Origin of the sequence: Paenibacillus shunpengii, assembly GCF_042684905.1 — a bacterium.
In the GTDB taxonomy this organism is placed as follows: Bacteria; Bacillota; Bacilli; order Paenibacillales; family Paenibacillaceae; genus Paenibacillus; species Paenibacillus shunpengii.
This window is the reverse complement of the sequence record NZ_JBHUMJ010000009.1, coordinates 42,207-54,072: the sequence shown is the minus strand read 5'-3', so window position 1 is coordinate 54,072 and position 11,866 is coordinate 42,207. Positions and strand designations below refer to the sequence as shown.

Sequence of the window (11,866 nt, the reverse complement as noted above, 5' to 3'; positions counted from 1 at the left end):
GCTGCCGCCTGCCTTTGATTCCTTAGTTAGGATTTATACAAGAAACTCAATTACATCCTATTATCTCCCTTTCCGTTATGCTCAAAACCTATCTTTTTATTAAGTTCATCTCCTCAGATATAGAAAAACCTCCGTCCTGTTGGACGGAGGAAAGTAAAATCATTCAGCTTTCATATGAAAAAGATTATATACGGAATGCAGATAATGTACTTTTCAGCTCCTCGGATACGCGTTCCATTTTGTTCGATAGCTCCACGAGCTGGTTGCCGACACTCTGCTGTTCACTACTGAGAGATGCAACCTCCTGCGACGTAGCAGAGGACTGCTCAGCTACAGAGCTTACACTCATCATCGTTTCAGATAATGTAGCTTGGGATTGACTCAGCGCATCGATGGAAGCGGACGTTTCGGTCAGCTTGTTCACGAACATCCCCATCTGTTCTTCTACGGTTTGGAAGATCTCGCCTGTTTCCTTCACAGCTTGTATCTGTTCCTGGAAGAGCGGGTATGCTTCTGACAATGCTGCTACCGTCTCGTTCATTTCATTCATAATTCGATCCGTCATCTCCGCAACCATGTCAATCGATTGCTTCGATTGATCTGCCAATTGCCGCACCTCGCCTGCTACTACCATGAAGCCTCTGCCTGCGGCGCCAGCTCTTGCTGCCTCGATTGTCGCATTAAGCGAGAGTATATTCGTTTGTCTTGCAATATTATGGAGGACATCCAGAATGCCCAGAATAGATGAAGTGCTTGTTTTGAGTGTATCTACTTTTGTAACCAACGCTCGAATCATCTGCTCGCTTTGCTCCGTTTTGCCTAGCAGCTCACCAAGATACTTTGTACCTTCCTGGCTCGCCCCTTCAACCAGTCTAGCGGATTGATCAAGCTCCTCGTTGGTTCCAACCACCTTCTGCATCTGTGTTGAGATCAGCTCCGTCATCTCACTGCCTCTCTCTGCTTCGGATGCCAGGTTCGTAGCCCCACCTGCAATTTGTTCGGTTGCGATCGCTACTTCAGCTGCTGCTGCAGCCGTCTTCTGTGAGGCTGAGCTAAGCTCAGATGCCGTCAGCAGCACATCTTCTGCCGTCTGATTCGTCTGATTCACGAGCTTGGTGATCTGTTCCATCATCAGATTAAAGCTCTCGGAGAGCATCCCTATTTCATCTTTGCTCTTATGTGTTGTACGCACCGTCAGATTGCCCTTCGCTCCTTCGAACATCAGATCCTTCAAATTCACCAGCGGCTTCGCAATCATGCGTACCATCCATATTCCTAGTAAAATAGCGGGCACTAAGGAAACAATCGCGACGATAATCGTTGTAACGAGAATCGACTGTGCATCCTTAACCAGCTCGACCACCGGGATCATCCCAATAATCCTCCAGCCGGATACATCAAGTGTGTTATAGACTGCCAGAACCTCTTCATTCTGACCATTGATGGTATTCCTTGCATCGGTGGAGCCTGCTTCCTCCGTAATTTCGGAATAGAAGGAGAGCTCAGTTTCGCGGCCTGCCCGATCAGGAAGGGTAGAAGCAACCACAATGCCATCCTCTGAAATTGCTTGTGTAACTCCGTTCTCACCCAAATTTATAGTCTTCAGTTCGTCTTCAATAGCACTTGCCTTAATCTCTATTACGATGATATAAGTACCGATACTGGCATTCACATTTTTAAGAGCTCTGGCCATTCGATATGTATGTTCCTGTCCAGATTCTGCAACTGTAGTTGGCAGCCACATGACCCCTCCGGCTTCGAGCAGGGTATTAAACCATTCTTCCTCACGAACACCACTCATGGTTGAAGCTGCCCCGGTGCTGATCACAGGAACCTCTTCATTCTTATGAATGATGGTCATTGAAGCTACTGTTGCATTTGTAAACTGCATATTCGTAAGCGACTCGCCTACCAGGGACGTTGCCTCAAATCTGTCGAAATCGGATATGCCCGTGCTGAGTAATGTCTCTAGATTGCTTTGAATATGGGTATCGAAAAAGATCTGTGTCGATAAATCTACATAACGCTCCATAATCAGATCGAGCTTTTGACCCACTTGATGAATGGCTTCCTGGTTGGCAACAGAGGCCGTTTCTTTGATCGTCGATTTGGCAGTTTGATAAGACAGGGTGCCTAGACCAAACACGACAAGCAGGATAGCAACCATGAAAATAAGAAATAATCGTACACCTACTGAACGCAAAGGATTAAATTTCAATACTTGCTTCCAAGATAAGATCGAAGCCAGTTCAAGTCTCTTTTTCTCCTTTTTTTGGATCTCCTCCTCATGTTTACGCTTTCTTTTTTTCACTGGATTCCACTTCATCTTTTATTCACCCACCGTAAAGAATTATCATAGCTATGTAAACTTTCTAGTATTATCTATTATTTCGACAAGTTTCTTCCAAAACCTTTGCTTTTTTGAGAAATTAACTATAACTTTTTTCCTAGAATACTATTAAAAAAAAGCCCTCGTTTGCCGATATACGAGGGCTTTGGTCCTGAGTCTTATTTACTTCTTCTTGCGCATCATGTCAAAATACGCTACAGGCTGGTCCACTTTCATCTTAATGTATTGCAGCGGATGGCGGGCAGCCTCCAGCTGATTACCTGCTTCATCGAAGATTTCAGTAACCTTCTGCTTAAAGAATGTTCCATTCGGTCCAAAAAATTCGATCTCCATGCCCGGCTTAAAGTAATTCCGCTGCTCGATCGTTGCTACCTGTGTCTGTGGATCATAGTCCATGACAAGTCCGGCAAAATCATACGGTACTGCCTTCTCTTCCGGCTCATAAATATGATCCTCATGATCTGGTGTATCGTAGAAAAATCCAGTGTTCAGCGGACGATTAGCTGCCTTCTGTATTTCCTCCAGCCATTCCGGCTTCAACACATAGTTGTCCGGATCTTCCATGTAGGAATCAATCGCTTGTCGATATACATTAACGACCGTCGCTACATAATGAATGGATTTCATTCGGCCTTCAATCTTGAAAGAGTCAATTCCTACATCAATTAAGTCTGGAATATGCTCTAGCATGCACAAATCCTTGGAGCCCATTGTAAAGGCCTGATCCTCTTGCTCATACAACGGAATCTGATTGACGCCGAGCTCAAAATTTTGAAGCACACGAGCGTTCTGCATATCCTCCTCAGATACCCACACGCCCTCCTCGCGTACATCTTCAAACAGGTCATATTTCCAGCGGCAGGACTGGCAGCAGCCGCCTCGGTTCGAGTCGCGGTCTGTGAAATGATTGGATAGCACACAGCGGCCGGAATAGGACGAGCACATCGCGCCATGAATAAATGCCTCAATCTCAATATCCACATGCTTCTTGATCTCTTGAATTTCCTCGAAGCTTGCTTCACGTCCCAGAACGACACGCGGCAGTCCTTCTTCTTTCCAGAACTTGACTGCCTGCCAGTTTACCGTTGATTGCTGCGTACTAAGATGCACTTCCATACCTGGAGTCACACGCTGAGCGACCTCTATAATGGCCGGGTCTGCAGCGATAATAGCCGCAATGCCTGCCTCGTACAGATTTTTCAGGTAAGCTTCAATCCCATCCACATCTTCATTATGTGCGTATATATTGGTCGCTACAAAGACTTTGGCACCATATTTCTTCGCAAACTCTACACCTTCACGCATTTCTTCAAAGCTGAAATTATCTGCGTTTGAACGAAGGCCGTATTTTTGACCGCCAATATACACTGCATCTGCACCATAATGGATAGCAAACTTCAATTTCTCCAAATTTCCTGCAGGAGCTAGAAGCTCAGGCTTAGCCAACCGGTTACGCTTACCTGAATACTTCCGTTTTGATAATGTTTCCATTCTACCTATTCGCACCTCGAATCAATAAACTTGTTCTTTGTAGAAAAATCCAAACGAAAGCTCACGCTCTGGGTCTTGCAGCTGACGCACTTCATCCAGCCATTCTTCCTTATAGGCATAACCGGACGGATCAGCAGTATAAGCATCTATCGCTGTACGATAAGCACGGACAACCGCCTCATTATATGCCGCACTCTTCAGAAGCCCTTCAATCTTGAAGGAATGTACACCAGCCGCCATTAACAGATGGAGATCCTCCATAATGCAAATATCCTCTGAGCTCATAATATGCGTGCCATTACGATCCTCGTAAATCGGGAATTTCTCTTCCCTGCGCTCTGCTTCAATGAGGAACAAGCCTCTGGCTAAGCCGAGATCTCCCTCAACGGGGCGGCCTTGCTGCTGCATATAGCTCGCTACCAATTGGCGCTTAGAATGATATATGTTCGTCATCCCATGAACTTGAACCTGGGCTTCAACCTCTAGAAGATCTATCATTTCGGTTATCTCATCCATATTTAGTTCTCTTGCAAGGACAACCCGGCTAGCCCCTTTACGTCCCCAATAATTTGCGGTTCTATAGTTGGTAGAGGTCATCTCTGCGTTCCAGTGCAGCTTAAGCTCAGGTGCAAATTCCCGAACAGCGCTTAACACCGAAGGATCATTAAATTCAATTCCCTCCACACCGGCTTCCGCCAGCGCACGTACATACTCTGGAATATCAGACAGCACATCATTATTCATAATGTTGTTCATGGATACGTAGATTTTGGCATCATATGTCTTCGCCAGCCGTACCGCTTCTGCAATCTGATCCAGCATGAAATTTCCCGCAAGGCGCATTCCAAACCGGTCTTCCCCAATAACAACAGCATCCGCTCCTGCCTTCAGCAGGCGCTCTGCTTCCTGTAAATCACTTGCTGTGACGAGCAGTTCATAAGGCCGTGTCAAAGCCATCCCTCCGTTATTCCGCACTTTCATTACTTTTCTCGATATTGTCTAAATGCTCTTCATAGGTCTCAGCAAATAAATGCTCTGAGCTCCCATCCTTCTTGGTAACGTAAAATAAATAATCAGATGGCTCCGGCGCAAGCGCAGCTTCAATCGCACTTAAGCTTGGGCTTGCAATCGGACCGGGCGGCAGTCCTTCATTCCGATAGGTGTTATATGGACTTTCCACTTCAAGATCCTTGTACAAGAGACGCTCCTTCTGCTTATCCAGCAAATATTGAACAGTAGCATCCATTTCAAGCCTCATATCTTGCTCTAGCCGATTATAAATGACTCCCGCAACGAGCGGTCTTTCACGATCGACCACCACTTCACGTTCAATGAGCGAAGCTGCAGTAAGCAGCTGATGAAGATTCAGGTTAACCGCCTTGAGGTCTGCATCCAGTTCAGGAATACCATTCAGTCTATCCTGCATTTCCGTCAGCATGCGACGAATAATATCTTCCGCTGTACTATCCTTCTTCATCTCGTAGGTTTCAGGAAATAAATATCCCTCAAGTGCATATCGGTAATTTGCATTGTCCGGTATAGAAGCCACCAGAGGAATGTCATTAAACAGCTCCTTATCTTGAACTAACTGCATAAAGATCTTACCGTCTGTAATCCCTTCATCCTCCAGCTTCTGCGCTATCTGCTTTAAAGTATAGCCCTCTGGAATTGTAAAACGCAGCATTTCTTCTTTTTGTACATCTCCGCTATTAAGAGCCGTAATCATTTCATCATAATTCATTCCGGGTTGAAAGGCATAAGTGCCTGCTTGAAAGTTCGCACCTTGATCGTTCAGCTTCAAATATGCTTTGAATAATAGAGCGTTTCGAATCAGTCCCTTATCTTCAAGTAAATCGGCGATGCCTGAGGTACCTGTTCCGGGTTCGATCGTGAAGACAACAGGCTCGTCCTTGGAAGCCACCGGCTTCATGGATTGCCATACATACAGTCCTCCCCCTGCTAACACGACAATAAGCAGGATTAGCACGATGAACCGTCTGAAGTATTTTGCTTTCAAAAAAAATTCCACCCCTTCATAACTAAAAAGAGCGGACTTCTCCGCCCTTCCATAATTCAATCCTATTCATACCTACTATGATAACATACAAATCAGGCACCTCGGTAGAGGTGCCTCATTCTAGCCTTCGTCATCTGGTAAAGACCATTCATCATAGAGCTCAGCAATGTTCTCCCACTCTTCATCATCTTCAATCGTGATCAGCTCAGGAATTCCATTCTCATTGTACATAACCCGAAGCAGCTCATAATCATCGAACTTGCTCTTCAAGGCTTGCAGTACAACATATCCTTGACCCAACACTTCGAACTCAGCGAGAAGCTCATAGGGAACCGACTTACCGCTCTCATCTTCCAGTTCAACCTCAGATCCAAATGTTTCTCTTAAGCGAGTTGTAACGACAAGATTCGCTCTTGAAAAAGGATATTCGGTCATCTATACATTCTCCTCGTCTTCTTCAGCCGCAACAAGGGTATTGAAAGTTTCTTCAACGATGGCCCATTCCGCTTCATCCTGAATCGTGAACAGTTTAATATCATCCCCGTCTTCTTCATAACGGAATGCATATACTTCGGACTCATCTTCGTCCTCGTCCGCTTCCACAGGGACAACCATCATGTATTTAGCATCTGAACCATCGACGTCAAAGGTCATGATGACTTCAAACTCCTCATCGTTGCCTTCCTCATCGGTAATATAAATAATCTCGCGATCCTCGTCCATACCCAAACGATTATCCGTCATAGCTTAACGTCCCCCTCACCTTGTACTTTTGGCATCTAAATAATTTTGCAATATTAAGCTTGCGGCCATTTTGTCCACAACCTTCTTACGCTTCTTCCGGCTGACGTCAGCTTCAACGAGCGTTCGTTCTGCCGAAACGGTGCTCAGCCTCTCATCCCACAGGTGAACGGGCAAGTCCAACATCTCCCGCAGCTTCTGTGCAAATTCCATGCAAAGCTCGCCGCGAGGACCTACGGTGCCGTTCATGTTCTTGGGTAAACCAACGACGATCTCACTAGCTTCGTTCTCACGAACGAGCTCATGAATTCGTCCAAATTCATCCCCATCCCGGCGCCGTTCTATTACTTCCAATCCCTGGGCAGTCCAGCCGAAGGCGTCACTGATCGCGACACCAATTCTTCGGTCGCCATAATCCAAACCCAAAATCTTCATTCAGTTCTCCTATTCTTATCGGTGATTGGCCAGATAAGAACGTACCAGTTCTTCAATCAGTTCGTCGCGTTCTTTTTTGCGGACTAGACTTCTGGCATTGTTGTGACGAGGGATGTAGGCAGGATCCCCGGAGATCAGATAACCTACGATTTGGTTAATCGGATTATATTCTTTCTCCAGTAATGAATCATATACCTTTAGAAGAATCTCTTGTGCAGAGGCTTCTTCCACATCACCCTTGACGTTGAATTTAACTGTCTTATCCATGGAGTCCACTTATGACACCTCGCTCCTGCATAAGGCAAGAGAGTAAACTCTTGCCATGCCGAATTGATTTCTTCTATATCATAACATATTTTGGCGCTTTGCAAATATATCAAAGAAAGTGAGTGTTTTAACTTTTTGCGGGAAGAGCCGTATCGTTATCCTGCGACGATCTGTTCCGCTACGCGGAGCGCTTCATCCAGCTTCGAGGCATCCTTGCCGCCGGCTTGTGCCATGTCAGGACGTCCGCCTCCACCTCCGCCGCACACACTTGCTACTTCTTTAACTATTTTACCCGCATGCAGGCCTTTTTTCACATGCTCCTGCGGTACGACAACGACAAAATTCACTTTATCCTCGTTTGCCGCTCCAAGCACAAGGACCGTATCCGGCAATTTCACCTTGAGCTCATCAGCTAGTGTACGAAGTGCTTCCATTCCGGACACTTCCACTCGAGTTGCAAGCAGCTTGGTATCCCCATGCTGGACTACTTTATCCGTAAGCTGACCTGCTTCTATCGAGCTGAGCTTCCCTTGAAGAGATTCGTTCTCACGTGTCAGCTCCTTCACTTGCAGATGAAGCGAATCAATACGCTTAGGAACATCGTTAAGATTGGATTTGAGCAGTGCAGCGGATTGTTTCAGCAGATCCAGCTGTCCTTCCAGGTATTCATATGCGCCGCGTCCTGTAAGTGCCTCGATCCGTCTCACACCAGAGCCAATGCCGCTTTCGCTTACCAATTTGAAGAGACCAATCTCAGAAGTGTTATTTACATGACAGCCTCCGCATAGCTCGAGGCTGTAGCTGCCCACTTGAACGACGCGCACGATGTCTCCATATTTCTCGCCAAACAATGCCATTGCACCCATAGCTTTTGCTTCATCAATAGATTTATATTCAATGACTACATCTAGTTGATTCCAGATTTGCTCATTTACTTTACGTTCGATGTCGAGCAGCTCTTCTGGCGTAATGCTTCCGAAATGGGAGAAGTCAAAGCGCAGTCGTGAAGGTTCGACCAACGAACCTGCTTGATTGACATGCTCACCAAGCACTTCTTTCAATGCCTTGTGAAGCAGGTGAGTTGCGGTATGGTTCTTGACAATCGCATCCCGGCTCGTCTTGTCTACTTCGGCTTTGACCTTATCCCCTACGCGAAGCTCACCAGCTTCAACGTTTACGATATGAACATGCTGTCCAAGCGGTGCTTTCATCAAGCCCTCTACTTTAGCCACAGCAGCTGCTCCGCGAAGAAGCCCCTTGTCACTAACTTGGCCGCCGCTCTCCGCATAGAAAGGAGTGATATCAAGTACGACTTGACAAGTATCGCCTTCACCGACTGCATCTACACTCACATCATTGTGAATAAGAGCAACTACCGTTGATTCTGTCACGAGGTCATTATATCCAACAAATTCACTTTTAACCGTCAGATCGGCAATCGCCCCGCCTTGAACCTTCATACTCTCATTCTCATGTCGTGCAGAACGAGCACGATCCCGCTGCTCTTGCATTGCTGCATCAAAGCCTTCACGGTCTACAGTCAGGCCATGCTCTGCTGCATAATCCTCTGTGAGGTCGAATGGGAAGCCATAGGTGTCATATAACTTGAAAGCATCTTGTCCGCTGATAACAGAACGTCCTTCTGATTTAGCCTGTCCACTGATATCTGCCAGAATGGCAAGACCATCACTCAGTGTTTCATGGAAACGTTCTTCCTCCGTCTTCACCACTTTAGCAATGAATTCTTGCTTGTCGATAACCTCTGGATAGTATACACCCATAACGTCTGCTACTTGCTGTGTCAATTCATACATGAAAGGACGATCTAGACCAAGAACTTTGCCGTAACGCACTGCACGACGAAGCAAACGGCGGATAACATAACCACGACCCTCATTGGAAGGCAGCACCCCGTCACCAACGGCAAACGCAACGGTGCGGATATGGTCAGCAATGACTTTAAGCGCGACGTCAATCTCTACGCTGTCATTGTATTTCACTCCGGCAATTTCGGCTGTACGCTGAATCATCGGCTGGAACAGATCTGTATCGAAGTTGGAATCTACATCCTGCAGAATCGAAGTCAAACGCTCCAGACCTGCACCTGTATCGATATTTTTGTTCGGAAGCGGTGTATAGCTGCCATCCTTGTTATGGTTGAACTGGGAGAATACCAGGTTCCATACTTCGAGGTAGCGCTCATTCTCTCCACCTGGGTACAGTTCCGGATCGTTCGCGTCATTGCCGTAAGCTTCGCCGCGATCATAGAAAATTTCAGTACAAGGTCCGCATGGACCTTCACCGATATCCCAGAAGTTATCTTCGAGCTTGATGATGCGCTCAGCCGGCAGGCCGACTTTTTCATTCCACAGCTTATATGCTTCTTCATCCTCTGGATAAACGGTAACGGACAAGCGTTCGGGATCAAATCCGATCCATTTCTTGTCAGTCAAGAACTCCCATGCCCAAGTTACCGCCTCTTCCTTGAAGTAGTCTCCAATGGAGAAGTTCCCGAGCATTTCGAAAAAGGTATGGTGTCTGCGCGTTTTGCCGACATTCTCGATATCATTGGTACGGATACATTTCTGTGAATTGGCAAGACGTGGATTCTCAGGCTTCACACGTCCGTCAAAGTACTGCTTAAGAGGCGCCATCCCTGCGTTAATCCATAATAAGGATGGGTCATTATGCGGTACAAGCGATGCGCTGGGTTCGATTTTATGTCCTTTGGATGCAAAAAACTCGATCCATTTGGAACGGATTTCACTAGCCTTCATAGTTCATAACCTCCGGTTTTTAAATGTATATCGATTAGCCTTCGCGACTCTTGGGGTACTCCGCTCCATGGTCAGATTGTTCTCCGATCGTCGTTGTTTCTGAATTTGATCAGAATAATTACCAGTGGTAAAAATTCAGAAACAAATACGAGCGCTTCGCTTCTATGAACAATTCTGCCCACTCCGCTTTGGGTGTGTCCCACTGAAAAGGAAGAAGGCTAAAAAATAAATAAAAAAAAAGGTTATTCCCGGTACGGGAGAAAAAGCCGCAGGGAATAAAAAAACGCCCCTGATGAGATCAGGGACGAGTTAATCGCGGTACCACCCTGGTTATCGCTGCAGCTCATCATACGAATGAGAATACAAGCGATCGCCTTGTAGAACCTGATAACGGTAGGTCAACCGGCGGCTTTAACCGCTCTCCGAAATTAGCTTTCCGCCGCTTCATTCCAGGACTCTTACACCCAGCAGCTCATCACCTAATGATAACTGTTAGTTAGCAGGAGCTGAAGGAGTCCATTCTCTGAGGGAACACCCTGACGTACTTGATTTCATCATTGAATTTACGATATAAACATACATAATTTATTATATCGTTCCAGAATGTACATGTCAACGCAGCCTTTCGGGAAAGGAAAGAGTTGCTGCCTTATTCGATCGTCTTCCGCTTGATATAGTATATAAAGAAATGCTGAAAGATCACCTTAACCGCAGCAAATACAGGAACAGCCAGTACTAGACCGATCACTCCCGCCAGTTCTCCTCCGACAAGCAGCGCAAATATGATCGTCAGCGGATGCAGATGAAGCGTTTTGCCAACCACTTGTGGAGACACTACATTGCTCTCTAGTATTTGGCAAAGGGTGTTCACGATGACGACAAACAGCACCATTTTAAAGGAGATCGTAGATGCCATGACTACCGCCGGAGCAGCACCCAGAAAAGGACCCAGGTAAGGTACAATATTAAACACACATACAACACTCGCCAGAAGCAAGGCATACGGCATGCCAATGATCATATATCCGATGTAAGCAAATATGCCGACAACAATACATACGATAAACTGACCTCTTATATAATTGCCGAGCGCCGTATCAATATCTTTTAAGAGCATGACAATGGATTTTCGCTGTGAACGCGGAAGATAGGAGACGACCGCTTTTTCCATAACATCAAAATCCTTGAGCATGTAAAAAATCAGAAACGGAACGATAAATATATTGAAAATCGTATTGATCGTTGAGCCGATGTTGTCCATAAAAGCGGAGATCCCTGTGGCCAAACGATTCTCCATTTGGTACAGCCATCCATTAATACCTGTCCTAATCCCCGGAGGCATTAAACCGCTGTTCATGTTATTCATTAAGCTCTGTGCATGCATATTGAGCTCAGGCAAGTGCTCATTCAGTTGTTCCAGCTGTTCAACAAACATCGGAATGACATTCATCAGGATAACGACAAGACAGGTGATAAACACAGCATATATAAGCAGCACAGCTATGCTTCTAGGCACTTTACGGCCTCCGAGCATACTAACGACAGGGTTTAGCACATACGATACAATTAAGGCAACAATGAATGGTGCGAGTATAGCTTTGAAAAAATCGTATATATCAAGGAGCATTGGCCGAAGCAGCCAAATAAAATATAAAATGATAAGGGCAAGTAATATGAGCAATCCGTATCGAAACAGCTTGCTGTTTTTTAAGTGCTCCACATCTGTCTCCTCCTCGGACGGGCTTATCCATGTAAGTATATGTAGGACCATCACAATTTAATCCTGTA

Annotated in this window: 10 protein-coding genes; all 10 read right to left on the bottom strand. The window is 45.9% G+C overall.

From position 1 onward, the window contains the following. Positions 1-184: 184 nt before the first annotated feature. The gene (locus ACFSVM_RS21495) at positions 185-2,326 is read right to left on the bottom strand and encodes a methyl-accepting chemotaxis protein (RefSeq protein WP_379264485.1); all 2,142 of its coding nucleotides are present in this window, start codon (positions 2,324-2,326) and stop codon (positions 185-187) included. 186 nt (positions 2,327-2,512) lie between these two features. Continuing rightward, entirely contained in the window at positions 2,513-3,841 is a 1,329-nt protein-coding gene (locus ACFSVM_RS21490; protein WP_076313461.1) for a peptidase U32 family protein, read from the bottom strand. A gap of 21 nt (positions 3,842-3,862) precedes the next feature. Continuing rightward, positions 3,863-4,798, bottom strand: a complete 936-nt coding sequence (locus ACFSVM_RS21485) for a peptidase U32 family protein (protein ID WP_090725134.1) — start codon at positions 4,796-4,798, stop codon at positions 3,863-3,865. Positions 4,799-4,805: 7 nt separating this feature from the next. Then, a complete protein-coding gene (gene mltG, locus ACFSVM_RS21480; protein ID WP_083655907.1) occupies positions 4,806-5,858 on the bottom strand; it encodes an endolytic transglycosylase MltG in 1,053 nt (350 codons plus the stop codon). A 120-nt stretch (positions 5,859-5,978) separates the two neighbouring features. Next, on the bottom strand, positions 5,979-6,293 hold the full coding sequence (locus tag ACFSVM_RS21475; protein ID WP_047913293.1) for a DUF1292 domain-containing protein: 315 nt from the start codon (positions 6,291-6,293) through the stop codon (positions 5,979-5,981). Beyond that, positions 6,294-6,602: a DUF1292 domain-containing protein gene (locus tag ACFSVM_RS21470; protein WP_076313463.1), complete on the bottom strand. Its 309-nt coding sequence runs from the start codon at positions 6,600-6,602 to the stop codon at positions 6,294-6,296. A gap of 15 nt (positions 6,603-6,617) precedes the next feature. Beyond that, complete coding sequence (gene ruvX, locus ACFSVM_RS21465) at positions 6,618-7,034, bottom strand: Holliday junction resolvase RuvX (protein WP_379264481.1); 417 nt, start codon at positions 7,032-7,034, stop codon at positions 6,618-6,620. Between the two features lie 15 nt (positions 7,035-7,049). Next, positions 7,050-7,310, bottom strand: coding sequence for an IreB family regulatory phosphoprotein (locus ACFSVM_RS21460; RefSeq protein ID WP_047913296.1), 261 nt, complete (start codon positions 7,308-7,310; stop codon positions 7,050-7,052). A gap of 146 nt (positions 7,311-7,456) precedes the next feature. Continuing rightward, positions 7,457-10,078 (bottom strand): alanine--tRNA ligase, encoded by a 2,622-nt coding sequence (gene alaS / locus ACFSVM_RS21455; protein WP_379264478.1) that lies wholly within the window; start codon positions 10,076-10,078, stop codon positions 7,457-7,459. A gap of 649 nt (positions 10,079-10,727) precedes the next feature. Next, on the bottom strand, positions 10,728-11,798 hold the full coding sequence (locus ACFSVM_RS21450) for an AI-2E family transporter (RefSeq protein ID WP_379264476.1): 1,071 nt from the start codon (positions 11,796-11,798) through the stop codon (positions 10,728-10,730). Positions 11,799-11,866 lie beyond the last annotated feature (68 nt).

What these genes read in the sequence shown, in the direction of transcription:
- ACFSVM_RS21475 (WP_047913293.1), bottom strand. Translation starts at nt 6,293, where the DNA reads ATGACCGAATATCCTTTTTCAAGAGCGAATCTTGTCGTTACAACTCGC.
- ruvX (WP_379264481.1), bottom strand. Translation starts at nt 7,034, where the DNA reads ATGAAGATTTTGGGTTTGGATTATGGCGACCGAAGAATTGGTGTCGCG.
- ACFSVM_RS21470 (WP_076313463.1), bottom strand. Translation starts at nt 6,602, where the DNA reads ATGACGGATAATCGTTTGGGTATGGACGAGGATCGCGAGATTATTTAT.
- ACFSVM_RS21485 (WP_090725134.1), bottom strand. Translation starts at nt 4,798, where the DNA reads ATGGCTTTGACACGGCCTTATGAACTGCTCGTCACAGCAAGTGATTTA.
- ACFSVM_RS21490 (WP_076313461.1), bottom strand. Translation starts at nt 3,841, where the DNA reads ATGGAAACATTATCAAAACGGAAGTATTCAGGTAAGCGTAACCGGTTG.
- ACFSVM_RS21495 (WP_379264485.1), bottom strand. Translation starts at nt 2,326, where the DNA reads ATGAAGTGGAATCCAGTGAAAAAAAGAAAGCGTAAACATGAGGAGGAG.
- alaS (WP_379264478.1), bottom strand. Translation starts at nt 10,078, where the DNA reads ATGAAGGCTAGTGAAATCCGTTCCAAATGGATCGAGTTTTTTGCATCC.